The organism is Allobosea sp. CCNWLY174 (assembly GCF_037120455.1).
Classification (GTDB): domain Bacteria; phylum Pseudomonadota; class Alphaproteobacteria; order Rhizobiales; family Beijerinckiaceae; genus Allobosea; species Allobosea lupini.
Genome location: NZ_JBBBBQ010000009.1, coordinates 32471 through 54495 on the forward strand (window position 1 = coordinate 32471; position 22025 = coordinate 54495).

Sequence of the window (22025 nt, forward strand, 5' to 3'; positions counted from 1 at the left end):
CACCGCCTTCACAGCCGCGCTGCTATGCACTAGGACAGGCACAATAGAGCCAGTTTTCAGCGCTTCCAAACGGAGCTTCGCGTCATCATGACGGTCCTGCCTCCCGCTTCGCAACTCGTCACGGTCTTCGGCGGCTCGGGCTTCCTCGGGCGGCATGTCGTGCGGGCGCTGGCGCGGCGCGGCTATCGTGTGCGCGCCGCCGTGCGCCGCCCGGACCTCGCCGGCTTCCTGCAGCCGCTCGGCAGCGTCGGCCAGGTCACCGCCGTCCAGGCCAATCTGCGCTATCCCGATTCGGTCGCGGCCGCCGTCAACGGCGCCGATGCAGTGATCAACCTCGTCGGCATCCTGCGCGAGAAGGGCCGGCAGAACTTCGCCTCGGTACAGGCGCAAGGCGCGCGCGGCGTGGCGCAGGCCTGCGCACATTTCGGCGTCGAGCGCCTGGTCCAGGTCTCCGCGCTCGGAGCCGACGCCGAGTCGACGTCCGTCTATGCCCGCAGCAAGGCCGAAGGCGAGGCGGCGGTCCAGGCCCTGGTCAAGCAGGCGATCGTGCTGCGTCCCTCGGTGATGTTCGGGCCGGAGGACACCTTCTTCAACCGCTTCGCCTCGCTGGTGCGCATGCTGCCTGTGCTGCCGCTCGCCGGTGCGCAGACGAGGTTCCAGCCGGTCTTCGTCGGCGACGTGGCCGAAGCGATCGCGCGCGCCATCGACGGCAAGGCCGAGGCTGGCAAGGCCTACGAGCTCGGCGGTCCCGAGGTGAAGACGCTGCGCGAGCTGGTCGACTATGTCTGCGAGGTCACCGGCCGCAAGCGCCTGATCGTGCCGGTCCCCTTCGGCCTCGCCCGTCTGCAGGGCCAGATCCTCGAGCTCGCCGACATGCTGACGCTCGGCATCTTGCCGAACGAGCTCATCCTGACGCGCGACCAGGTCAAGTTGCTCGAGAGCGACAATGTCGTCTCCGCGACGGCCGAGAAGGAAGGCCGGACGTTGCAGGGGCTCGGCATCACGCCGGTCTCGGCCGAGGCCGAGGTGCCCGGCTATCTCTGGCGCTTCCGCAAGGCCGGCCAGTTCGCCACCGCCCGCGCCAGTTGAGCCCCGTCAGGGCAGCAGCACCAGCTTGCCGGCCACGCGTTAAGGCGCGGCCGATGCGACTCGGAGCGCCTCACATGACGAGAGGCGCTGCCAGGGCTCAGAGCATGCTGGGCAGGACGCGATCCGGCGGCTTGTGCCCGTCCATGAAGGTCTTGATGTTGACGATGACCTTCTCGCCCATGTCGGCGCGGCCCTCATGTGTGGCCGAGCCCATATGGGGCAAAACCACGACGCGGTGCTGGCGGGCGAGCTTGAGCAGGCGCGGATTGACCGCCGGCTCGTGCTCGAACACGTCGAGCCCGGCGCCGGCGAGCTCGCCGGCTTCCAGCATGCGCGACAGGGCGGATTCGTCGACGATCTCGCCGCGCGCCGTATTCACCAGGATGGCGTCGGGCTTCATCAGCTTGAGCCGGCGGGCCGAGAGCAGGTGATAGGTCGCCGGCGTGTGCGGGCAGTTGACCGAGACGACGTCCATGCGCGCCAGCATCTGGTCGAGAGAATCCCAATAGGTCGCGTCGAGCGCTTCCTCGATGCGCGAGTCGAGCCGGCGGCGGTTGTGGTAGTGGATCGACAGGCCGAAGGCAGCGGCGCGCCTGGCCAGCGCCTGGCCGATCCGGCCCATGCCGACGATGCCGAGGCGCTTGCCGGTGATGCGGCGGCCCAGCATCCAGTTCGGCGACCAGCCGGCCCATTCGTCGTCGGTGATGATGCGGGCGCCCTCTGCGATGCGTCGGGCGACGGCGAGGATCAGCGCCATCGTCATGTCGGCAGTGTCGTCGGTCAGCACGCCCGGCGTGTTGGTCACGGTGATGCCACGCTGCACCGCGCTGGCGACGTCGATATTGTCGACGCCGTTGCCGAAATTGGCGATCAGGCGCAATTGCTCGCCGGCCTGGGCGATCAGCCCGGCGTCGATCTTGTCGGTCACGGTCGGGACCAGCACGTCGGCGGTCTTCATCGCCTCGACCAACGCGGCCTGGCTCATCGGCGTGTCGTCGAGATTGAGCCTGGCGTCGAAGAGCTCACGCATGCGCGTCTCGACCACGGCCGGAAGCTTGCGCGTAACCACGACCAGGGGCTTTTTCTTCGTCATGGCGGCTCCTTGATGCCCCTCAGGCTCCGATACTGCCGGCGCTGCGCCCGGCCGGGCGCGACCAGTGGCCGCAGCGTCGCCATTCCGCCTCAACCCCCCATTAACCGAGGCGCATCAGGAATTGAGTCGGGCCGTTTCGACGGTCGGCGGCCGTTTCGTTCTCTAGCAGCGTTGCGGCGGAACACAACCTGACCCTTTGGCGCTAATGCGCCGGAAGCGGGACAGGCGAGGAGTGGGTGGGATGACGGTTCAGACGATGCGCGTAGCGCTCGGCCTTGTGGTTGCGGCGGGCCTGGCCCTGCCGGCGATGCCAGCTTCAGCCCAGGAGGTCGCCAACGGCCCGGTCTCCGGCCTGCCGCTGCCGCGCTATGTCAGCCTGAAGTCGGACCGCGTCAATCTGCGCGAGGGGCCCTCGAAGGAGCACCGCACCAGCTGGGTGTTCCAGCGCGCCGGCTTGCCGGTCGAGATCACCGCCGAATTCGAGACATGGCGCCGCGTGCGCGATGCCGACGGCACCGAGGGCTGGGTGCTGCACAGCCTGCTCTCGGGACGGCGCACCGTGCTGGTCTCACCCTGGTCGAAGAACAAGGGCGAAACCTTCTCGCTGCGCGAGACGACCAGCGACAGCGCGCCGGTGGTGGCGACGCTCGAGCCCGGCGTCATCGCCAATGTCCAGTCCTGCCAGAATGGCTGGTGCCGCGTCACGGTGAGCAAGATGTCTGGCTACATGAAGCAGGACCGACTCTGGGGCGTCTATCCCAACGAGACCGTGCAGTAGGTCCGGTCGCGGCGCGGAAGCCTCAGCCGGCGACCTTGCGCAACCTGACGACGACGTCGACCCGGCTGATCTCGTAGCCATCGGGAGGAGGCGGCAATTCGGCGACGTCGACCGCCGAGGCCGGGATGTCGATGACCTTGTCCTCACCATCGACGACGAAATGGTGATGGTCGCTGTTGTCGGTGTCGAAGAAGGTCTTGGCGCCGTCGATCGCGAGCTCGCGCAGCAGGCCAGCCTGCGTGAATTGATGCAGCGTATTGTAGACCGTCGCAAGCGAGACCGGCACGCGCGCCTTCATCGCCTCCTCGTAGAGCATCTCGGCGCTGATGTGCCGGTCGCCCTTGGCGAAGAGCAGCCAGCCCAGCGAGACCCGCTGTCGCGTCGGCCGCAGGCCCACCCGGCGCAGCTTCTGGCGCACATCGTGGAAGGGGCAGCCCTGCCGCGCGTCCGTTCCGTAGCCCTGGTCCTGCGTCAGGCCGTCCATGCCGCGCGTCGTCTCCGTGAAACCCGTCCCCATGATCGGGACGCCATCGTTTAGATTCGATGTAAGGCCTTGGTTGTCCAGCTGCAAGCATCGCGGTGCCGCCGGCCGGCTTTGGCTCGGTGCCTTGGCAGGAAACGGGCTGCGATCTTCCACGGTAGGCCGCCCCGACCCTTTCGTTCCGCAGCGCCACCGTGTTAGGCACGTTGCATCGGGAGTTGGCCACCGGATAGCGGGCGGCCTGAATGGAGTGAAGTCGGATATGGAGCGGCAATCGTCATTCAGCTACGAGGAGATCCTCGCTTGCGGGCGCGGCGAACTCTTCGGGCCGGGCAATGCGCAGCTGCCGCTGCCGCCGATGCTGATGTTCGACCGTATCGCAGAGATCAGCGAGACCGGCGGCCCGCATGGCAAGGGCATGGTGCGCGCCGAGCTCGACGTCCGGCCGGACCTCTGGTTCTTCGACTGCCATTTCAAGGGCGATCCGGTGATGCCGGGCTGCCTCGGCCTCGATGCGCTCTGGCAGCTCACCGGCTTCTTCCTCGGCTGGCTCGGCCTGCCGGGCCGCGGCCGCGCGCTCGGCGTCGGCGAGGTCAAGTTCGCCGACCAGGTTCTGCCCTCGGTCAAGCACGTCGTCTACGGCGTCGATTTCAAGCGCGTCTTCAAGTCCAAGCTCGTCCTCGGCATCGCCGATGGCTGGCTCGAGGCCGACGGGAAGCGCATCTATACGACGACCGATATGCGCGTCGGCCTGTTCAAGCCGGAAGCAGCCTAAGCAAAATAAACCCGAGCGGGATGCGAAAAGTGGTCACCGGTTTTCGCTGAAATCTCGCTCGGAATCATAAAGGCGATCGTCGCGCCTTGCCTTCGCTGTCCGCGCGGTCCATTTGCGCGGGTGTCGATCTATCATAGGTCCGGGGTTGGCCTCCCGGCCCGTCACCAAAGAGCCGGAGAAGCAGCATGAGACGCGTTGTGGTCACCGGGATGGGCATCGTCTCGTCCATCGGCAACAATACGCAGGAAGTGCTGGCCTCGCTGCGCGAGGCCAAGTCCGGCATCTCCTATGCCCAGGATTTCGCCGAGCACGGCTTTCGCAGCCGCGTCGCCGGCGCGCCCACGCTCGATCCTGCGACCGTGCTCGACCGCCGTGCCATGCGTTTCCATGGCGGCGGCTCGGCCTGGAACCAGGTTGCGATGGAGCAAGCCATCCGCGACGCCGGGCTGGAAGACAAAGAAATCAGCCATGAGCGCACCGGCATCATCATGGGCTCGGGCGGCCCCTCGACCCGCGCGCTGATCGACGCCTACGACAAGGCGCGCGAGAGCGGCTCGTCCAAGAAGGTCGGTCCCTTCGCCGTGCCCAAGGGCATGTCTTCGACAGCCTCGGCGACGCTGGCGACGTGGTTCAAGATCAAGGGCGTCAACTATTCGATCTCCTCGGCCTGCGCGACCTCGAACCATTGCATCGGCAACGCCTATGAGCTGATCCAGTGGGGCAAGCAGGACGTGATCTTCGCCGGCGGCTGCGAGGAGCTCGACTGGACGCTCTCCGTGCTGTTCGACGGCATGGGCGCGATGTCGTCCGACTTCAACGAGACGCCTGCCGTGGCTTCGCGCGCCTATGACGCCCGCCGCGACGGTTTCGTCATCGCCGGCGGCGCCGGCGTCGTCGTGCTGGAGGAACTCGAGCACGCCAAGGCCCGTGGCGCCCGCATCTATGGCGAGATCGTCGGCTACGGCGCGTCATCGGATGGCTACGACATGGTCGCTCCGTCCGGCGAGGGCGCGGTGCGCTGCATGCGCATGGCGCTCGACGGCGTGAAGGCCAAGATCGACTACATCAACCCACACGGAACCTCGACCCCGGTCGGCGACGCCAAGGAGATCGAGGCGATCCGCGAGGTCTTCGGCGCCGGCGAGAAGAGCCCGCCGATCTCGGCGACGAAGTCGCTGACCGGCCATTCGCTGGGCGCCACCGGCGTGCAGGAGGCGATCTATTCGCTGCTGATGCTCAACAACGACTTCATCTGCGAGAGCGCCCATATCGAGGAGCTCGACCCGGCCTTTGCCGACATGCCGATCGTGCGCAAGCGCATCGACAATGCTGGCCTCGGCTGCGTGCTCTCCAACTCCTTCGGCTTCGGCGGCACCAACGCGACGATCGTGATGAAGCGTCTGGAAGCCTGAGGAGCGGGCCATGCTCTTCATGGTGATCGAGCATTTCGACCAGGCGCGCGTGAAGGAGATCTACGCCCGCTTCCATGAGCATGGCCGGATGATGCCCGAAGGCCTGACCTATATCGACAGCTGGATCTCGGCGGATTTTGCCCGGTGTTTCCAGGTGATGCAGTGCGACGACGTCACCAAGCTGCAGGAATGGGTGCTGGCCTGGGGCGATCTCGCCCGCTTCGAGATCGTGCCGCTGGCGAGCTCGAAGGACACGGCGGCGGCCGTGAAGAAGCACCTCTGAGGTGACAGCGGTCGTCTAGACGACTATGTGCGTCGTCTAGACGGAGCATCCGATGGCTTTCCACATCCGCGATCCGAGAACGGACAAGGCCGTGCGGCAGCTCGCGGCGCGCAAGGGCGTGAGCATGACCGAGGCCGTGCGAGGCGCCGTCGAAAGCGAGCTTGCCAAGCTCGAAGAAGACAAACGGCCGATGATCGAGCGTATCCGGGACATCCAAGAGCGCGTCGCCGCCTATCCGAAGACAGGTTTGAAGGCCGACAAGACGTTCTACGATTGGCTGTCGGGCGACGAATGATCTATGTCGACGCCTCGGCGATCGTTGCCATGATCCTGGGTGAGCCGGACGCGGCCGATCTCGCAAGTGCCCTCGATGAGGGCGACTCCGCCATAACCTCGCCCTTTGCGATCGATGAGGCATCGCTCGCGATCGCGCGCGTCAATGCCATTCCTGCGGCTATCGCCAGGGACGAGGTTCATCTCACCTTGAGCCGGATGTCGATTGCCGTCGCACCGATCGATGAGGGGCAGGGTCACGTCGCGGTATCCGTTTTCGACCGTTTCGGCAAAGCGCGTCATCCGGCGGCGCTCAACATGGGCGATTGTTTTGCCTATGCCTGCGCGGCCGTTCATGATGCTCGCATCCTGTTCAAGGGGCAGGATTTCAGCCAAACAGATCTGCCCTCCGCCCGCTCCGGCCCGTAAACACGAATAGTGACCCCCATGCTCCCCCTGATGCACAATAAGCGCGGCCTCGTCATGGGCGTCGCCAACCAGAATTCGATCGCCTGGGGCATCGCCCGGACCCTGCATGCGCATGGCGCCGAAATGGCCTTCACCTATCAGGGCGAGGCGCTCGGCAAGCGCGTCAAGCCGCTGGCCGAGAGCATCGGCTCGAAGCTGGTGATTCCCTGCGATGTCGAGGACGTCACGACGGTCGATGCCGCCTTCGCCGCGATCGACGAGGCCTGGGGTGGCGACCCCGAGCGCAACACGCTCGATTTCCTGATCCACGCCATCGGCTTCTCCGACAAGAACGAGCTCAAGGGGCTTTATGCCGACACCACCCGCGAGAATTTCTCGCGCACCATGGTGATCTCCTGTTTCTCGTTCACTGAAGCGGCCAAGCGCGCCGCCGAGCGCATGCCGCAGGGCGGCAGCATGATCACGCTGACCTATGGCGGCTCGACCCGCGTGATGCCGAACTACAATGTCATGGGCGTCGCCAAGGCGGCGCTCGAAGCCAGCATGCGCTACCTCGCTGCCGATTACGGACCGAAAGGCATCCGCGTGAATGCGCTCTCGCCCGGGCCGGTGCGCACGCTGGCCGGCGCCGGCATTTCGGACGCGCGCGCCATGTATTCCTGGCAGCGCGCCAACTCGCCCCTGCGCAAATCGGTGACGCTGGACGAGATCGGCGGCTCGGCTCTGTATTATCTCTCTGACCTGTCAGCGGGCGTCACCGGCGACATCCACCATATTGACGCCGGCTATCACATCACCTCGATGCCGGTGCTGGACGGGCTGCGCGCCGCCGATACCGGCAACGGCGACTGAACGCCAAGACGCTCTTTCGCCGCGGGCGAGGCAGGGCTATCCTCGCCGTCGGTGGAACCGGGGGCGCACGCCATTGGTTCGATCAGTGAGCCATGGAGGACGCTCATGGTCATGGTGAAGTACGAGATCGTCCAGCACGATGGCGGCTGGGCCTACAAGGTCGGCGACGCTCTTTCGGAAACCTTCCGCTCGCATGACGCCGCGCTGAAGGCGGCGAACAAGGCCGCTGCCCGCCAGAAGAGGCCTGGTGTCACTGACGGCATCGTCTATCAGGATGCCAAGGGCGAATGGCACGAAGAACTGGCCGACGGCCGCGACCGGCCGACCACGCAGATCGTCGATGGCGGTTGAGGCGTTGCCTATCGCTGTGTGAAGAAGGTCAGCAGCACCTTGCCCTTCTCGCCGACCAGGCAGAGGAAGCGGCGCGGCTTGTCGGATTTGTCGGTCTTCAGATAGGCCTCGCCCATGATGATGCGCTTGATCGGCGTATCCTCGACCTTGGTCTCGGACACCGCGATCGTCAGCCCATCCTCGTCGATATAGATGTCCTTGATCTCGGGCTCGCGCGCCGTCAGTGCCGCCATCGCGGTCGCCTTGCAGGCGACGAGTTCCGGCGAGGACGGCTTTTCGACGGGTGCCGGCGAGGCGGGCGCAGCGTTCTGAGCGAACGCCGGCGCGGCGAGCAGGGCCAGAAGCGCGGTCGTGCAGGCGGTCTTCGTGCAGGCGGGCTTGCGGATCATGGTTGAACCTCGGTTGTTGCCGAAGGTCCAACGCGCGGCCGCGACACTGGTTCGAATCAGCCGTCGAGCGCCTGCTTGAGATCGGCGATGAGGTCGTCTGCATGTTCCAGCCCGATCGAAAGGCGGACCAGACCGTCGCCGACGCCCATGCTGGCGCGCACCTCCGCCGTAAAACGCTGATGGGTCGTCGTCGCCGGATGGACGATCAGGCTCTTGGCGTCACCGAGATTGTTGGAGATGCGGATCAGCCTGAGCCGGTTGAGGAAGCGGTAGGCCGCGTCCTTGCCGCCCGTAACCTCGAAGGCGATCAGCGTCGAGGGGCCGGTCATCTGCCTGGCGATGATGTCGGCCTGGGGATGGTCGGGATCGCCGATGAAGGCGACATGCGGCAGGTCCTTGCGGCCCTTGAGCCAGGTCGCGACCGCAGTCGCGTTCTGTGCCTGCTGGCGAATGCGCAGGGGCAGCGTCTCCAGCGATTTCAGCATCACCCAACCGTTGAAGGGCGACATGGCCGGGCCGGTCTGGCGTAGATAGGTCTGAATATCGGCCTCGATCAGCGCCTTCGAGCCGAGGATAAGGCCGCCGAGGCAGCGGCCCTGGCCGTCGATGTGCTTGGTGGCGGAATAGACGACGAGATCGGCGCCGAGTTCGAGCGGGCGCTGGAATAGTGGCGTTGCAAAGACATTGTCGACCACGAGGATGACGCCGGCCTCCTTGGCGATCGCGGCGACGGCGGCGATGTCGATCACCTCCAGCGTCGGATTGGCCGGGCTCTCCAGGAAGAGCAGCTTGGTGTTCGGCCTGATCGCAGCGCGCCAGGCGGCAATGTCGGTGCCGTCGACCAGCGTCGACTCGACGCCGTAGCGCGGCAGATGCTCCTCGATGACGTAGCGACAGGAGCCGAACAGGGCGCGTGCCGCCACGACATGATCGCCGGCCCGGACCGGAGCCATCACTGCCGCGGTGACGGCTGCCATCCCGGTCGCGGTAGCGCGGCAGGCCTCGGCGCCCTCGAAGGTCGCCATGCGCTGTTCCAGCATGGCGACGGTCGGGTTGGAGAGGCGCCCGTACTGGAAGCCCGGATCGGTGTTCAGGAAGCGGCCCTCGGCCTGCTCGGCGCTGTCATAGACATGGCCCTGCGTCAGGAACAGGGCTTCCGAGGTCTCGCCATATTGCGAGCGCAGCGTGCCGGCGTGGACGAGCAGGGTTTCGGGATGCAGTGCGGCTGTGCCTGTCGCGTCGTTCGCCATGATATCTCGTCCGGCTCGTTCGATATAACGGACGAAGGGAATATCACCGTCGCCCGCGTTCGTAAAGGCGAACGAACTTTCTGCGTAGGGAGCGCCAAAGCGCGAGTTTGGCGCCCCTCTATCCCATGCCGGATGCGCTCAGGCGGCGAGAATGCGCTCGCTCTCGGTCATCGCCTCGCCGACATTGGGGCGGCCCTTGCCGGTCATGATCAAGTCGCGCAGGCTGCCTTCGACATACATGCGCCAGCCCTGCGAGCAGGCCTCGAAGCATTCATAGCTCGGCACCAGCCCGCGATGGGTGAAGGTGACTTCGGTGACGCCGTCCTTGCTGCTGATGTCGAAGACGATGTCCGTGCCCTTCCACTCGGTCTCGTCCCGGGTGAAGCTGAAATAGTTGTCGAGCACGTGCCAGACGATTCTCTTGCCGGGCGCCGCCTCCGTGATCGCGATCCTGCAGCGATGCAGGTCCTGGTAGCGGTAGGCGAAGATGTCGCCGACATGCTCGGTGCCGCCGCTGATCTCCTGCGACCACCAGCCGCGCACATTGGCGATGGCGGCGAAGACGGTGTCCGGTGACTGGGCGACGGTGAAGCTGAGGGTGTAATCGCGGTTGGTCATGACGTTCTCCTCTCGTCTGGTGCGATGGGAGAACCGTAGCCGGATGCCTCGGACGGTAGTGAGTAACAAGTCCGGCGTGAATTCGCGCGAGCGCGGCGTCCGGCAGTTCAGATCGCAGCCCCGTCACTCACGATATCCGCGCCGAGATCGACGCGCACCGCCCGCACGATCTGCGCTTCCGCTTCCGCCCCGCGCCGGCGCGGATGGGCGGCCACGATCTTGTGCTCGGCAATGATCTGGCCGGGTGCGCCGGAGAGCACCACGACCCGGTCGGCGAGATAGGCGGCTTCGTCGATGTCGTGGGTGACGAACAGCACCGTCTTGCCGGTGCGGCGGCGGACCTCGATCAGCTCGTCCTGCAGGGTCTCGCGCGTCAGCGCGTCGAGTGCCGAGAAGGGTTCGTCCATCAGCAGGATCTCGGGTTCGACCGCGAGCGCGCGCGCCAGCGAGACGCGCTGGCGCTGGCCGCCGGAGAGCTGATGCGGCCAGCGCTGGGCGAGATGGCCGAGGCCGACGAGGTCGAGTGTCTGCTGCGCCTTGGCGAGACGTTCCCCCCGGGGCGCCTGGCCTTCCAAGCCGAAGCCGACATTGGCGATCACCTTACGCCAGGGCAGCAGCCGCGAATCCTGGAAGACCAGCGCCACCGGCCGGCGAGTGTTGTCCTTCGCATTGATCACGACCTCGCCACCGCTTGGCTTGGCCAAGCCGGCGATGACTCGCAGCAGCGTCGACTTGCCGACGCCGGAGGGGCCGACGATGGCGAGGAACTCGCCTGGGGCCACAGAGAGGTTGAGCTTGCGCAGCACCTGCGTCGCCTCGCCGTCGCGGGTAAAGGTGAGCGACAGTTCCTTGATGTCGATCACGCTTTCCAACGCAGCACCCATCCCTGGAAGGCGACGAACAATGTGTCGAGCAGGCCGTAAAGCGCTGCCATGGTCAGCATGTAGATCACCACGATATCGGTCGCGAGCAGGCTGGAGGCCTGCATCATGCGCTGGCCGACGCCGGCGACGCCGAAGATCTCCGCGGCGACCACCGCCATCCAGGCCTGGCCGAGCGCGGTGCGCACGCCGATCAGGATGCCGGGCAATGCCGCCGGCAGCAGGATCTTGCTGAGGCGCTGAAGCGGCGAGCGGAAGCCAAAGGCGTCGGCGACCTCGATCAGGTCGCGGTCGACGCCGCGGATCGCGCCCTGCGCCGCGAAGAAGACGATCCAGAACACGCCGATCGCGATGATGAATACCGCCGCCTGCGGGTTGACGCCGAACCAGATGATCGCGAACGGCACCCAGGCAAGGCCGGGGATCGGCCGCAGCACGCGAACCACCCAGGCGGTGGTCTCCTCGGCGATCTTGGACATGCCGGTGAGCACGCCGAGCGCGATGCCAAGCCCTGCGCCGGTGAACAGGCCGATGAAGTAGTGGCCGAGCGAGCCCATGATCGCCGAGAGCCAGGCGCCGGACTTGACCTCGCGCAGGAAAGCACTCGGCAGGGCGCTCGGGCCCGGCAGGAAGGCCGGATTGACGATGCCGAGATAAGGGATCGCCTCCCAGAGCAGCAGGAAGGCGACGAGGCCCGTCAGGGCAAGGGCCGGAGCCCGCAGTGAACGCAAATCGATAGCCCCGTCAGCCCTTGATGGCGCGCTCGTAATACTGCGTCTCGAACAGGCCGTCGAACGGAAGTTCCTTCTCGAGCGAGCCGAGCTTGACCTGATAGGCCTGCATGGCGCGGGCCGGCTCGATGATCTTGCGCGGGTCGATCTCGAAGCGGGTTGCCGGCGAGACCAGTGCCTTCTCGATCAAAGCGGGGTCGACGATGCCCTTGCCGAGCGCGGCGCCGACATGGGGCGCGGCCTTGGCCGGGGTCTTGATCAGGATGTCGGCCGCCTTGACCAGGCCGGAGACCAGCCCCTGCACGGCGGCGCCGTTCTTGGCGGCGAAGGCGCCGGAGACGGCGACGACCGTGCCGGGCTGGCCGGGGAACACGTCTTCGCCGCCGGCGATCAGCTTGATGCCGGGATTGCGGGTCTGGACGATGGTCAGCGCCGGCTCGCGCACGATCGCGCCCTCGACGGCGCCGGCGAGCACGGCCTGCTGCGTCGCGTCGATGCCCATCGGCACGATCTCGACATCGCCCTTGTCGGCCTTGGCGACCTCCCAGAGCCAGTATTGCAGCACGGTGTTGGGCACCGAGCCGGCGGGCTGGGTGGCGAGGCGTGCCGGCTTGCCGGTCGTGGCCTTGTGCGCCTTGAAGGCGGCGGCTGCACTCGTGCCGGTCGTGAAGAACTTCGCCAGGGCCGGGGCGGCGACGAAGACGTTTTCGCCGGTCGCAGTCGAGGCGACGACGCGGATATCGACGCCGCGCGAGCGGGCGACGGCGAGCGGGGCGACACCAGCGACGTAGAAATCGATCGTGCCCGAGGCGAGCGCCTGGATCATGTTCGGGCCGGATTCGAATACGGTGAACGTCGGCGTGATGCCGGCCTGCTTCAGCCAGCCCTCGCCATTGGCGACGAAGATCGGGGCGGTGCCGATGATCGGGATATAGCCGATGCGGGCCGGGATCGCCTCCTGGGCGCGAGCGCCAAACGGCAGCGCGGCAGCGAGCGACGAGCCGGCGAGCAGGAACTGGCGGCGGTCCATGATCGGAATTCCCTGAACGGTGCGTGTTTTCGAGCCTATTGACGTCTGATAAAAGGATTTTCTATCTAAAGACAAGCTTAGCTCTTCAAAAAGAAGAAAATTCTCCGTTGCCTCGATCAGGCAAAGGGTTTTTTCTACATCGCCATGGATCGAGAGATGGACGCCATTGATCGCAAGATTCTGACCGTGTTGCAGGCAGACTCCAATATCTCGATTGCGGAGCTCGCCGATCGGGTCGGGCTGTCGCAAACCCCCTGCTGGAAGCGCATCCAGCGCCTTGAGCAGACCGGTGTGATCATCAAGCGCGTGGCGCTGGTCGCGCCCGAAAAGATCGGGCTCGGGCTCACCGTCTTCGTCCAGATCGAGACGGCCGACCATTCCGGCCCCTGGCTCGAGAAATTCGCCCAGAGCGTCGCTGCGATGCCGGAGGTGATCGAGTTCTACAGGATGGCCGGCGACGTCGATTACATGCTGCGCGTCGTCGTCGCCGACATGGCCGCCTACGACACCTTCTACAAGAAGCTGATCGAAACGATCCCGCTCAAGAACGTCACCTCGCGCTTCGCCATGGAGCGGATCAAGGCGACGACGGCCTACAAGGTGCCCGACCTGCCGAAGGCGTCGTAGGCGTCATTGCGGGGAGCGCAGGCCCGCCATCGCATGCCCGGCACTTGCCCCGGCGGGCGCGCTCCCGCATGAACGCTCCCGGATTTCTCGAACGGGGCGTGCCCATGTCCAGCTATGTCATCGATCAGCCGAAGGTCGCCGTCATCCCGGTGGCCGGCGGCGGGCTCTTCCCGGTGCGCCGCATCTTCTGCGTCGGCCGCAATTATGCCGAGCACACCCGCGAGATGGGCGGCGATCCCGATCGCGAGGAGCCGTTCTTCTTCACCAAGCCGTCCGATGCCGTGCTGACCGGCGGCGCCGACATGCCCTACCCGCCCAAGACCGCCGACCTGCACCATGAGATGGAGCTCGTCGTCGCGATCGGTAAGGGCGGCAAGGACATCGCCGAAGCCGATGCGCTCTCCCATGTCTACGGCTATGCCGCCGGCTTCGACATGACCCGCCGCGACCTGCAGGGCGCGGCCAAGAAGGCCGGCAAGCCCTGGGACATGGGCAAGGGCTTCGATTTCTCGGCGCCGATCGGCGAACTCGTCCCGGCGGCCAAGGCCGGTCACCCCGACAAGGGGCTGATCGAGCTCAAGGTCAACGGCACGGTGCGCCAGAGCTCCGATCTCGCCAAGATGATCTGGAACGTGCCGGAGACGATCTCGTATCTGTCCGGCTTCGTCACGCTGGCGCCGGGTGACCTGATCATGACCGGAACGCCCGAAGGCGTCGCGGCCGTCGTCAAGGGCGATCTGCTCGAAGGCGTCATCGCCGGCGTCGGCACCGTCCGGACGCGGATTGTTTGAGTACCAGAGGAGACAGGTCGTCCCGGCCGAAGCGGCGAAGCCGCGCAGAGCCGGGACCCATGCCTGAACCTCACCCATCAAGGTTCCGGAATGGGTCCCGGGTCTCCCTTCGCTCGCCCGGGACGACCGCTTCTTGAATGTCTTTAATAGCTAGGATCGAGCCATGCCTCTGACCCCCGAAGCCTCCGGCGTCTTCCCGATCGCGCCGACGCCGTTCAACCCAGACGGCAGCGTCGATTGGACCTCGGCCGACCGGCTGTTCGAGTTCTATCACAGCATCGGCTCGGATGGCGTCACCGTGCTCGGCATCATGGGCGAGGCGCCCAAGCTCGAGCCGGAGGAATCGATCGGGCTGGTCAAGCGCGCCGTCGCCAGGATGGGGGCTAAGCCGATCATCGTCGGCGTCTCCGCTCCAGGCTTCGCGGCGATGCGCTCCCTAGCGCGGCAGGTCATGGATCTCGGCGCCGGCGGCGTGATGATCGCTCCGCCGACCAATCTGCGGACCGACGACCAGATCACCGGCTATTACGCGCAGGCGGTCGAGGCGATCGGCACCGACATCCCCTTCGTCATCCAGGACTATCCGCTGACGCTATCGGTCGTGATGACGCCGGCGGTGATCCGCAAGATCATCCAGGACAACCCGTCCTGCGTGATGCTGAAGCATGAGGACTGGCCGGGCCTCGAGAAGATTTCGACGCTGCGCAAGTTCGAGGCCGAAGGTTCGCTGCGCCGTGTCGCGATCCTCACCGGCAATGGCGGGCTCTTCCTCGATTTCGAGATGGAGCGCGGCGCCGACGGCGCCAATACCGGCTACGCCTTCCCGGAACTGCTGATCGACGTCGTCAAGGCCAGCAAGGCCGGCCGCCGCGACGAGGCCCATGACATCTTCGACGCGCATCTGCCGCTGCTGCGCTATGAGCAGCAGCAGGGCGTGGGCCTCGCCGTGCGCAAATATGTGATGATGAAGCGCGGCATCCTCAGCCATGACGCGCAGCGCAAGCCGGGGCCCGGCCTGACCGCCGCCGCCAAGGCCGAGGTCGACTACCTGCTCGGACGGCTGGCGAAACAAGATCCGCGCGCGAAGCTCTGAGCCCTCGGTCTCAAGCGGAGCGAGGCGCTGACCCGAGACTCTCCCGCGGGGAGATGCTCGGGTCCGTGCCAGAACATGCCGCCTTCGATCAGTTCGCCAACTGCACAAGCCGGTCGAGCGCCGGGCCGAAACCGTTCAGCGCGATGTTGAACGAGACCACGTCGTTGCTGGACAGGTTGAGCGCCGCCGCGGTCAGCGTCTTGCCGCCCTTGATCGCGTCGGTCGCCACGGTCGGGAAGGAAATCGGCAGCAGGCAGCCGGCCGGGACGCAGGTCGAGAAGCGCAGGCCCTGGCCGAGATCCTTCTCGTCGAGCTTGAGCACGGCGCCGTTTTCGAGCTTGACCCCGAAGGGCATGAGGATCGTGCCTTCGGCGCGGCCATCCTTCGGCGCGCGCAACTCGATTGCGAAGACACGCTGGTTGGTGCGGCTGTCGCCCTGCGATTGCGACAGCAGGCAGAGCTTCTGGCCGTCATTGATGCGGCAATCGACGGTCCAGTCGCCATAGACCTCGTTGACGGCCAAGGCGCCGTTCGGCAGTCGCGCCGTCGCAGCGGCTGGCTGGCTCACGCTCGGCGTCGCCGGAGCCTGCGCGGTCGCGGGACGGGCGGACGGATTCGCCGTCGCCGGACGCGCCGCAGGGGCAGGACGTGCCGCGGGAGCCGGGCGGGCGGCTGGCGCGCGCGGCGCCGGCTCCTGGGTCGCCGGCGGCTCTGTCTGCGCGAGGGCGGAGATTGCCGGCAGGCTGATCCAGCCGGCAAGCACGGCGATACCAAGAAGATTTGCTTTGGTCACGTCAGTGTTCTCGTTGCAGCAGCCGGTCGGCGCCGCCGAGGTGCGATTAGAGCATTCGCCTGACATGTGCAAGTTGTCGTGGCAGGGCAACTGGGTTGTTGCTCTGGACTTGTTTTTATTTACTTCAAAAAAAGGTTTGCATGCCGCATCGATTACGCTGGTGACGCCAGATATCGTTCGATCCGATCGGCCATGATCACCCGCTTGATGTGACCAACCTGGGTCTTGGCGCCGGCCGGTGCGGCCGGTGCCGTAACGATGAGCGAGAGCCGCAGTCGGCTCAGCCCGTCTTCTCGTCCGCGAGCTTCGCCACCCTGCGCAGCGACAGCAGATAGCCCTGCGTGCCGAAGCCGGCGATGACACCGTCGGCGCGCAGCGACATGTAGGAATGGTGCCGGAAGCTCTCGCGCTTGTGCACGTTCGAGATATGGCACTCGATCACCGTGCCGTCGAAGGTGTTGAGCGCGTCGAGGATCGCGACCGAGGTATGGGTGAAGGCGCCGGGGTTGATGACGATGCCGGCCGCCTGCTCGCGCGCCGCGTGGATCCAGTCGATGATCTCGTATTCGCGGTTCGACTGGTGGAAGCGGATCTCGAGGTCGAGTTCCTTCCCCAGCGCCCGGCAGGCATCCTCGACATCGGCGAGGGTCTCGGAGCCGTAGATATGAGGCTGGCGCTTGCCGAGCAGGTTCAGGTTCGGGCCGTTGAGAACGTAGACGAGACGGGGCATGAGTACTCCGGAAGCGATGCGGGTGGGATGTTGCTTTTATCCGGACCGGACGCAACATGATGTGCCTTGCCGTAGCGTCATGCCGGTGTTGCCGAGGGGGAGGTGATGGACTTGTGGCGCAGTCTTGCTTTGGGTTTGTCCTTCGCTGCTCAGTTCGGTGCCGGCGCCTTGGCGCAACAATCGGTTCCCGCGGAGATCGCCAAGGTCCGCGCCGAAATCCGGGAGACCTGCGGCGGGCGCGCGACGTTCAAGTCGGGCTTCCAGCGAACGGCCGATTTCAACGGCGACGGCCAACCCGACTATCTGCTCGACTATAGCGAGTCCGCATGCGTCGGCGGGATGTCGACCAATCCATTCTGCGGCTCGGCGGGCTGCACGCTCGATATCCTGATGTCGAGCGGGGGCGGCTACCGCCAGGCCTATGGCAGCAATGTCCAGGGCTGGTCGCTCGCTCAAGCCGGCGGCAAGTCCGTGCTGGTGCTGTCCCTGCACGGCAGCGCCTGCGGCCGCTCCGGCCACATGGGCTGCCAGCGCCGGCTCGTCTGGAATGGAGACAAGTTCGTCGCAGCCGGCCGGCGTTGACTCTCGCCTTATGTCAGGCGCGTCCAATCGCGCGATGGCTGGCGATGCCGAAATGGCAGATCGCCTCGCCGAGCTTGGGCGCGGTGTTCGGGAAGATGATGTAGCCGTCGCGCGGCGCCGTGACCTTGGAGCCGTCGGCGCGATGGGCGAGGATTGCGCCGGCCTCGACGGCATCGCCGGTGCGCCAGCCCGCCTCGGCACGGTCGCCCTCCGTCTCGCAGAGCAGGACCTCGACCATCTCGATCACATCGCGCAACGCCGGCTTCGGCAGGGGCGCCTCGACCAATTGCAACTGCGCCAATGTATTGCGGATTGCTGCGTAGCCGATATCGGCTGCCTTGGGGTCGTCATGCGTGCCGCACTCCAGCGTCACAGCATAGCCGCCCGCGAAGCGCATGAACTCGGTCGTGCCATAGCCCTCGGTGACGTTGAGCCTGGGCACCGGCAGGCGGGCACGGATGTCGAGGAGGCGGGCGTAGTTGTCGAGCCAGCCATGGATCGCGGTCGGGACGCCGAGGCAGGAGGCAAGCGCCAGCTCTTCTTCCGCGCGGGCGAAGGGTTCGAGCGCGCCGCGATTGTTCGCAGGGCCGAAGAAGACGAAGGGCTCGCCCTCCTGCCGGAAGGAATGGATGTCGAGCAGCGCGTCGTGCCGGCGCAGCAGCGCGCAGACCGGATTGCCGATCCGGTCCTCGTAATCGCCGGCCAGTGGTCGCTCGCGCAGGTCGCGGTTGAAGTTGCGGTCGCCCTCGCGGGTCTTCAGGCGGAAAGCCTTGGGATTGGTGACGGGCAGGAAGGTGACCTCGCCGCGCAGGATCCTGATCTGGCCTGCCCGGCACTCCTCGATGACGCGGCGTATCGCGGTCGGTCCGCAGGGCTCGTTGCCGTGGACGGCGCCGGTCACGATCAGCTTGGGGCCGGGCTTCAGGCCGATGAAGCTGACGGTTTCGAGCGGGCCGTCGTCGAGGTCGGAGGCAGTCACAGGTACAGGTCGCTTTCGTCGAGAGGAAGGTTCAGGCCTTGCGGGTCTGCGAGTGCGGATCGAGAATATCGCGCAGGCCGTCGCCGAGCAGGTTGAGGCCGAGCACGGTCAGGAAGATGGCAAGGCCGGGAAAGATCGAGATCCAGGGTGCGGTCGAGATCTGGTCGCGCGCATCCGACAGCATCGAGCCCCAGCTCGGGAAGGGCGGGCGGATGCCGAGGCCGAGGAAGGAGAGAGAGGCTTCGGCCAGCACGGCGCCGCCCATGCCGAGCGTGCCGATCACGATGATCGGGCCGGCGATGTTCGGCAGGATCTGGGTGAACATGATCCGGAAGGTGCCGTAGCCCAGCGATCTCGCCGCCTCGATATAGCCGAGCTGCTTGACCGAGAGTGTCGCCGCCCTCGTCAATCGGCAGGTGAAGGACCAGTTGGTCAGGCCGAGCGCGATCAGCAGGCTGGTCAAGCCGGGCTGCAGGATCGCCATGATCGCCAGCGCGAAGACCAGCGAGGGGATCGCCAGCATCATGTTGGTGAGGCCGTTGACGAAATCGTCCCACCAGCCACCCCAATAGGCGGCGGAAAGGCCGAGCGCGACGCCGATGCAGGTGTTGATCAGTTGCGAGACGATGCCGACCGTCAGCGAGATGCGGGCGCCATGCAGCACGCGGCTGTAGATGTCGCGGCCCTGCGCGTCGGTGCCGAACCAGAATTCGGAGCCGGGCGGCACCTCGGCGTTCATCAGATTGGCGTCCATCACCGGGTCGGTATGGGCGAGCCAGGGCGCGAAGACGCCGCCGGCGACGACGAGGGCGAAGCAGGTGGCGCCGATCCAGAGGTTGGCACGGAACTTCATGGTGCGGCCTAGCTGTACTTGATGCGCGGATCGACGACGGCGCAGAGCACGTCGACGGCGATGTTCACGACGAGGAAGAAGAGCACGATCGTCAGGATGCAGCCCTGTACGGCCGGGATATCGCGCCAGGTGACGCTGTCGACCAGGAGCGAGCCGAGGCCGGGCCAGGCGAAGAGCTTCTCGACGACGACGGCCTGGCCGAGCACCGAGCCGAACTGCAGGCCGAGCGTGGTCAGGACGATGACGAGCGCGTTGCGGGCGACATGCCAGCGCATGACGCGATAGGCGTTCGCGCCCTTGGCCCGGGCGGTGCGGACGAAGTCGGCATGCATGATCTCGAGCACCGCAGCGCGGGTCGTGCGCGCGAGCAGGGCGAGAGGCGAGACGCCGAGCGCGATCGCCGGCAGCACGATGTAGCGGGGATCGCCGTCGCCATAGCCGAAGCTCGGGAACCAGTTCAGCGTCAGCGCGAAGAAATACATCAGGAGCAGGCCGAGCCAGAACATCGGCAGCGACAGTCCGGAGACGGCGAAGACCATGGAGAGCATGTCGACCCAGCTTCCCGGCCTGAGCGCGGCGAAGAAGCCGAGCGGCACGCCGATGACGATGGCGAAGAACATCGCCGCGAGCGCGAGCTGCAGGCTCGGCCAGAGCCGCTCGCCGATGAGCGCGGTGACGGGCTGGCGGGTGCGGAAGGAATCGCCGAGATCGAAGGTCGCCAGCCCGCCGACATATTTGGCGAAGCGCAGCGGCAGCGGGTCGTTGAGGCCAAACTGCTGGTTCATCCGCTCGATCGTCGCAGCGTCGATATTGCTGCGTCCGTCGGCCATCTGGCTGGTGGCGAAATTACCGGGAATGACGCTGAACAGCACGAAGATCAGCGCGGCGACCGCGAGCAGGATCGGGATGGCCTGCAGCAGCCGGCGAAAGACGTAAGGCAACATGATGGAGGGCTCCTGATTGCGACTTGGCTGCGTGTCGCGATCGGAAACATGAAGTTCGCGGTCATCCCGGGCGACCCATCGGGTCCGACCTTCGGTCGGCCCGAAGACAGGCTCCGGGAGACCCGGGATCCATTCCGGAACAGTTCAGGAATGGATCCCGGATCGGCGCCGCTCGCGCGGCTTGTCCGGGATGACCGCGCGTTTCTCGTTACATCCGATGGGACGAGGCTTACTTCGCCGCAGGCGAGGTGCTGTCGACCCAGAGCTCCTCGTAGCGCTGCAGCGCCAGCTCGGTCGCATTCGGCTGGAGGCCGTGCAGCCAGGGCTGATAGGCCAGCACCGCCTTGTTGTAGTTGAAGAACCAGACGGGCGCCTCGTCCTGCAGCATGGCGTTGGCCTTCTTCAGCAGGTCGAGCTGCTTGGCCGCATCGGCCTCGTTCGCGGCGTCGTCGATCAGCTTGTCATAGGCCGGATTCTTGAAGGTGGTGTAGTTGCAGGACGAGCGCGGCGTCGAGGAGTGGAAGCACTTCAGCGCCGTCAGCGTGTCCGGGCCCGAGGTGTTCGACCAGATATAGGCCTGGAAATCACCACCCACCACGACGCCACCAAGCGCCGAGGTTTCGACCGGCTTGACCTTCACCTTGATGCCGACCTTGGCGAGCATCGGGATCGTTGCTTCGACGATCGGCACGCCCCAGCTTTCGTTCGGCGTCGCGGTCCATTCGAACTCGAAGCCGTCGGGATAGCCGGCCTCGACTAGGAGCTTCTTGGCCTTCTCAGGGTCGAAGGCGTAGGGCTTGGCGTCCTTGTCGAAGGCGGGCGAGGACAGCGGCAGCCAGCTCACGGCGCGGTAGGCCTTGTCGCGGACGAGGCGCTTGATGATCAGCTCGCTGTCGATGGCGTAGTTGATCGCCTGGCGGACGCGCTTGTCGGAGAAGGGCTTGAAGGTCGGGTTCATGCCCATATTGCGGGTGAAGACCTCGGCGACCTCCAGGATGCCCTTCGACAGGTTCGGGTCCGCCTTGTAGGCGACGTACTGGGTCGAGCCCAGGATCGAGACGTCAACCTCCTTGTTGCGGAAGGCGACGTCGCGCGCCGCCGCCTCGCCCATCGGCGAGATCACGAGCTTGTCGGCATAGGGCTTGCCGGCGAGGTAGTACTTGTCCCAGCGCTCGAAGGCCATGCGCGAGCCCGGCACATGCTCAACGAACTTGAAGGGGCCGAGGCCGATCGGCTTGTCGAAGAAGCCGGCGGCCTGTGCTTCCTTGGCCGGCAGGATCGCGGTCTGCGCCTGGAACAGGAAGTAGCCGGGATCGGCCTTGTCGGTCAGCGTCATCGAGAAGCTGGACTCGTCGATCTTCTTCAGGCCTGAGATCTCCTTGGCCTGGCCCTTCTGGACGTCGGTCGCGCCGACGATGCGGGCGACATAGCGCGCGCCCGGATAGTTCTTCGAACCATCCATGATGCGGGTATAGGACCAGATGACGTCGTCGGAGGTCAGCTTGCGGCCGTTATGGAAAAGCGCGTTGTCGCGCAGCTTGTAGGTGTAGGTCTTGCCGTCGGCCGAGACCTGGACGCTCTCGGCGATGTCGAGCACCGGCTTGCCGTTCTTGGCGTCCCATTTGTAGAGCATGCCGTGCAGCGCGTAGCCGTAGATCTCGTCCTGGATCTGGTTCGAGACATGGCTGTCATTGCTGACGAAGGAGGCGCCATACGGCGCGGTGAAGCGGATCGTGCCGCCGCGGCGCGGCTCCTGGGCCTGCGCCTGCAGGGTAAAGGCGGCCGCGACTGTCAGCGCGGTCGTGAAGGCAAGCTTTTTCAACACGTCGAAACCTCCCATTATGCCGGTGAACTCCCAGAGCCCGTTCCGGTCAGCTTGCGCAGCAAGCCGACCGGGAAAACGGCCTCTGTTCTCATG

At 66.0% G+C, this 22025-nt stretch carries 27 protein-coding genes; 13 read left to right on the forward strand and 14 right to left on the reverse strand.

What is annotated here, in order from left to right; all coding sequences use genetic code 11:
- Nucleotides 1-87: 87 nt before the first annotated feature.
- Nucleotides 88-1089: a complex I NDUFA9 subunit family protein gene (locus V7S63_RS22370; protein WP_336531830.1), complete on the forward strand. Its 1002-nt coding sequence runs from the start codon at nucleotides 88-90 to the stop codon at nucleotides 1087-1089.
- 97 nt (nucleotides 1090-1186) lie between these two features.
- Here V7S63_RS22370 and V7S63_RS22375 read toward each other — a convergent pair whose 3' ends face one another.
- Nucleotides 1187-2182, reverse strand: coding sequence for a 2-hydroxyacid dehydrogenase (locus tag V7S63_RS22375; RefSeq protein WP_091841442.1), 996 nt, complete (start codon nucleotides 2180-2182; stop codon nucleotides 1187-1189).
- Nucleotides 2183-2423: 241 nt separating this feature from the next.
- On the opposite strand from V7S63_RS22375, the gene V7S63_RS22380 reads away from it, so the two are divergent.
- Nucleotides 2424-2960: an SH3 domain-containing protein gene (locus V7S63_RS22380; protein WP_336531831.1), complete on the forward strand. Its 537-nt coding sequence runs from the start codon at nucleotides 2424-2426 to the stop codon at nucleotides 2958-2960.
- Between the two features lie 22 nt (nucleotides 2961-2982).
- On the opposite strand, the gene irrA is transcribed toward V7S63_RS22380, so the two are convergent.
- Nucleotides 2983-3444 (reverse strand): iron response transcriptional regulator IrrA, encoded by a 462-nt coding sequence (gene irrA, locus V7S63_RS22385; RefSeq protein WP_199777491.1) that lies wholly within the window; start codon nucleotides 3442-3444, stop codon nucleotides 2983-2985.
- Between the two features lie 259 nt (nucleotides 3445-3703).
- Between irrA and fabA the strand changes: the two genes are divergently transcribed.
- The 7 genes from fabA to V7S63_RS22420 all read left to right on the forward strand — a co-directional run bounded on the left by fabA (nucleotide 3704) and on the right by V7S63_RS22420 (nucleotide 7816).
- A complete protein-coding gene (gene fabA / locus V7S63_RS22390; protein WP_091841451.1) occupies nucleotides 3704-4216 on the forward strand; it encodes a 3-hydroxyacyl-[acyl-carrier-protein] dehydratase FabA in 513 nt (170 codons plus the stop codon).
- 185 nt (nucleotides 4217-4401) lie between these two features.
- Entirely contained in the window at nucleotides 4402-5628 is a 1227-nt protein-coding gene (gene fabB, locus V7S63_RS22395; RefSeq protein ID WP_091841454.1) for a beta-ketoacyl-ACP synthase I, read from the forward strand.
- Nucleotides 5629-5638: 10 nt separating this feature from the next.
- Nucleotides 5639-5911, forward strand: coding sequence for a DUF3303 domain-containing protein (locus V7S63_RS22400; protein WP_091841457.1), 273 nt, complete (start codon nucleotides 5639-5641; stop codon nucleotides 5909-5911).
- A 52-nt stretch (nucleotides 5912-5963) separates the two neighbouring features.
- On the forward strand, nucleotides 5964-6206 hold the full coding sequence (locus tag V7S63_RS22405) for a type II toxin-antitoxin system VapB family antitoxin (protein WP_336531832.1): 243 nt from the start codon (nucleotides 5964-5966) through the stop codon (nucleotides 6204-6206).
- On the forward strand, nucleotides 6203-6613 hold the full coding sequence (locus tag V7S63_RS22410; RefSeq protein WP_336531833.1) for a type II toxin-antitoxin system VapC family toxin: 411 nt from the start codon (nucleotides 6203-6205) through the stop codon (nucleotides 6611-6613). Before V7S63_RS22405 ends, V7S63_RS22410 begins: the two co-directional genes overlap by 4 nt.
- An 18-nt stretch (nucleotides 6614-6631) precedes the next feature.
- A complete protein-coding gene (fabI, locus tag V7S63_RS22415; RefSeq protein ID WP_336531834.1) occupies nucleotides 6632-7465 on the forward strand; it encodes an enoyl-ACP reductase FabI in 834 nt (277 codons plus the stop codon).
- Nucleotides 7466-7570: 105 nt separating this feature from the next.
- Nucleotides 7571-7816 (forward strand): DUF2188 domain-containing protein, encoded by a 246-nt coding sequence (locus V7S63_RS22420; protein ID WP_091841467.1) that lies wholly within the window; start codon nucleotides 7571-7573, stop codon nucleotides 7814-7816.
- A gap of 8 nt (nucleotides 7817-7824) precedes the next feature.
- On the opposite strand, the gene V7S63_RS22425 is transcribed toward V7S63_RS22420, so the two are convergent.
- The 6 genes from V7S63_RS22425 to V7S63_RS22450 form a co-directional block, all read right to left on the reverse strand.
- Nucleotides 7825-8205, reverse strand: a complete 381-nt coding sequence (locus V7S63_RS22425; protein WP_091841470.1) for a hypothetical protein — start codon at nucleotides 8203-8205, stop codon at nucleotides 7825-7827.
- Between the two features lie 56 nt (nucleotides 8206-8261).
- Entirely contained in the window at nucleotides 8262-9455 is a 1194-nt protein-coding gene (gene metZ / locus V7S63_RS22430) for an O-succinylhomoserine sulfhydrylase (protein ID WP_336531835.1), read from the reverse strand.
- A gap of 138 nt (nucleotides 9456-9593) precedes the next feature.
- Nucleotides 9594-10073, reverse strand: a complete 480-nt coding sequence (locus V7S63_RS22435) for an SRPBCC family protein (RefSeq protein ID WP_336531836.1) — start codon at nucleotides 10071-10073, stop codon at nucleotides 9594-9596.
- Between the two features lie 107 nt (nucleotides 10074-10180).
- Nucleotides 10181-10957 (reverse strand): ABC transporter ATP-binding protein, encoded by a 777-nt coding sequence (locus V7S63_RS22440; RefSeq protein WP_336531837.1) that lies wholly within the window; start codon nucleotides 10955-10957, stop codon nucleotides 10181-10183.
- Nucleotides 10933-11685, reverse strand: coding sequence for an ABC transporter permease (locus V7S63_RS22445; RefSeq protein WP_336531838.1), 753 nt, complete (start codon nucleotides 11683-11685; stop codon nucleotides 10933-10935). Before V7S63_RS22445 ends, V7S63_RS22440 begins: the two co-directional genes overlap by 25 nt.
- A 13-nt stretch (nucleotides 11686-11698) precedes the next feature.
- A complete protein-coding gene (locus V7S63_RS22450; protein ID WP_100962419.1) occupies nucleotides 11699-12715 on the reverse strand; it encodes an ABC transporter substrate-binding protein in 1017 nt (338 codons plus the stop codon).
- 156 nt (nucleotides 12716-12871) lie between these two features.
- On the opposite strand from V7S63_RS22450, the gene V7S63_RS22455 reads away from it, so the two are divergent.
- The 3 genes from V7S63_RS22455 (at nucleotide 12872) to V7S63_RS22465 (ending at nucleotide 15226) form a co-directional block, all read left to right on the forward strand.
- Nucleotides 12872-13342: an Lrp/AsnC family transcriptional regulator gene (locus tag V7S63_RS22455; protein ID WP_164547550.1), complete on the forward strand. Its 471-nt coding sequence runs from the start codon at nucleotides 12872-12874 to the stop codon at nucleotides 13340-13342.
- Nucleotides 13343-13446: 104 nt separating this feature from the next.
- Nucleotides 13447-14133 (forward strand): fumarylacetoacetate hydrolase family protein, encoded by a 687-nt coding sequence (locus V7S63_RS22460; RefSeq protein ID WP_336531839.1) that lies wholly within the window; start codon nucleotides 13447-13449, stop codon nucleotides 14131-14133.
- A gap of 163 nt (nucleotides 14134-14296) precedes the next feature.
- Nucleotides 14297-15226, forward strand: a complete 930-nt coding sequence (locus V7S63_RS22465) for a dihydrodipicolinate synthase family protein (RefSeq protein WP_336531840.1) — start codon at nucleotides 14297-14299, stop codon at nucleotides 15224-15226.
- Between the two features lie 88 nt (nucleotides 15227-15314).
- Here the strand turns inward: V7S63_RS22465 and V7S63_RS22470 are convergent, their stop codons facing one another.
- On the reverse strand, nucleotides 15315-16019 hold the full coding sequence (locus V7S63_RS22470) for an invasion associated locus B family protein (RefSeq protein WP_336531841.1): 705 nt from the start codon (nucleotides 16017-16019) through the stop codon (nucleotides 15315-15317).
- 280 nt (nucleotides 16020-16299) lie between these two features.
- Nucleotides 16300-16749 (reverse strand): type II 3-dehydroquinate dehydratase, encoded by a 450-nt coding sequence (gene aroQ, locus V7S63_RS22475; RefSeq protein WP_336531842.1) that lies wholly within the window; start codon nucleotides 16747-16749, stop codon nucleotides 16300-16302.
- A 168-nt stretch (nucleotides 16750-16917) separates the two neighbouring features.
- Between aroQ and V7S63_RS22480 the strand changes: the two genes are divergently transcribed.
- Nucleotides 16918-17331, forward strand: a complete 414-nt coding sequence (locus V7S63_RS22480; RefSeq protein WP_336531843.1) for a hypothetical protein — start codon at nucleotides 16918-16920, stop codon at nucleotides 17329-17331.
- A 13-nt stretch (nucleotides 17332-17344) separates the two neighbouring features.
- Here V7S63_RS22480 and V7S63_RS22485 read toward each other — a convergent pair whose 3' ends face one another.
- The 4 genes from V7S63_RS22485 to V7S63_RS22500 all read right to left on the reverse strand — a co-directional run bounded on the left by V7S63_RS22485 (nucleotide 17345) and on the right by V7S63_RS22500 (nucleotide 21929).
- On the reverse strand, nucleotides 17345-18310 hold the full coding sequence (locus tag V7S63_RS22485; protein WP_336531844.1) for a succinylglutamate desuccinylase/aspartoacylase family protein: 966 nt from the start codon (nucleotides 18308-18310) through the stop codon (nucleotides 17345-17347).
- 31 nt (nucleotides 18311-18341) lie between these two features.
- A complete protein-coding gene (locus V7S63_RS22490; RefSeq protein ID WP_091841505.1) occupies nucleotides 18342-19163 on the reverse strand; it encodes an ABC transporter permease in 822 nt (273 codons plus the stop codon).
- Between the two features lie 8 nt (nucleotides 19164-19171).
- Entirely contained in the window at nucleotides 19172-20107 is a 936-nt protein-coding gene (locus V7S63_RS22495) for an ABC transporter permease (protein ID WP_091841507.1), read from the reverse strand.
- 229 nt (nucleotides 20108-20336) lie between these two features.
- Nucleotides 20337-21929 carry an ABC transporter substrate-binding protein gene (locus tag V7S63_RS22500; RefSeq protein ID WP_442896507.1) on the reverse strand — a complete coding sequence of 531 codons (1593 nt, stop codon included), beginning with the start codon at nucleotides 21927-21929 and terminating at the stop codon, nucleotides 20337-20339.
- Between the last annotated feature and the right edge of the window lie 96 nt (nucleotides 21930-22025).

Coding starts and splice junctions, on each gene's coding strand:
- fabA (WP_091841451.1), top strand. CDS start 3,704: ATGGAGCGGCAATCGTCATTCAGCTACGAGGAGATCCTCGCTTGCGGG.
- V7S63_RS22410 (WP_336531833.1), top strand. CDS start 6,203: ATGATCTATGTCGACGCCTCGGCGATCGTTGCCATGATCCTGGGTGAG.
- V7S63_RS22490 (WP_091841505.1), bottom strand. CDS start 19,163: ATGAAGTTCCGTGCCAACCTCTGGATCGGCGCCACCTGCTTCGCCCTC.
- V7S63_RS22450 (WP_100962419.1), bottom strand. CDS start 12,715: ATGGACCGCCGCCAGTTCCTGCTCGCCGGCTCGTCGCTCGCTGCCGCG.
- V7S63_RS22420 (WP_091841467.1), top strand. CDS start 7,571: ATGGTCATGGTGAAGTACGAGATCGTCCAGCACGATGGCGGCTGGGCC.
- V7S63_RS22455 (WP_164547550.1), top strand. CDS start 12,872: ATGGACGCCATTGATCGCAAGATTCTGACCGTGTTGCAGGCAGACTCC.
- V7S63_RS22400 (WP_091841457.1), top strand. CDS start 5,639: ATGCTCTTCATGGTGATCGAGCATTTCGACCAGGCGCGCGTGAAGGAG.
- irrA (WP_199777491.1), bottom strand. CDS start 3,444: ATGGACGGCCTGACGCAGGACCAGGGCTACGGAACGGACGCGCGGCAG.
- fabB (WP_091841454.1), top strand. CDS start 4,402: ATGAGACGCGTTGTGGTCACCGGGATGGGCATCGTCTCGTCCATCGGC.
- V7S63_RS22425 (WP_091841470.1), bottom strand. CDS start 8,205: ATGATCCGCAAGCCCGCCTGCACGAAGACCGCCTGCACGACCGCGCTT.
- V7S63_RS22435 (WP_336531836.1), bottom strand. CDS start 10,073: ATGACCAACCGCGATTACACCCTCAGCTTCACCGTCGCCCAGTCACCG.
- metZ (WP_336531835.1), bottom strand. CDS start 9,455: ATGGCGAACGACGCGACAGGCACAGCCGCACTGCATCCCGAAACCCTG.
- V7S63_RS22380 (WP_336531831.1), top strand. CDS start 2,424: ATGACGGTTCAGACGATGCGCGTAGCGCTCGGCCTTGTGGTTGCGGCG.
- V7S63_RS22375 (WP_091841442.1), bottom strand. CDS start 2,182: ATGACGAAGAAAAAGCCCCTGGTCGTGGTTACGCGCAAGCTTCCGGCC.
- fabI (WP_336531834.1), top strand. CDS start 6,632: ATGCTCCCCCTGATGCACAATAAGCGCGGCCTCGTCATGGGCGTCGCC.
- V7S63_RS22405 (WP_336531832.1), top strand. CDS start 5,964: ATGGCTTTCCACATCCGCGATCCGAGAACGGACAAGGCCGTGCGGCAG.
- V7S63_RS22440 (WP_336531837.1), bottom strand. CDS start 10,957: ATGGGTGCTGCGTTGGAAAGCGTGATCGACATCAAGGAACTGTCGCTC.
- V7S63_RS22465 (WP_336531840.1), top strand. CDS start 14,297: ATGCCTCTGACCCCCGAAGCCTCCGGCGTCTTCCCGATCGCGCCGACG.
- aroQ (WP_336531842.1), bottom strand. CDS start 16,749: ATGCCCCGTCTCGTCTACGTTCTCAACGGCCCGAACCTGAACCTGCTC.
- V7S63_RS22370 (WP_336531830.1), top strand. CDS start 88: ATGACGGTCCTGCCTCCCGCTTCGCAACTCGTCACGGTCTTCGGCGGC.
- V7S63_RS22460 (WP_336531839.1), top strand. CDS start 13,447: ATGTCCAGCTATGTCATCGATCAGCCGAAGGTCGCCGTCATCCCGGTG.
- V7S63_RS22495 (WP_091841507.1), bottom strand. CDS start 20,107: ATGTTGCCTTACGTCTTTCGCCGGCTGCTGCAGGCCATCCCGATCCTG.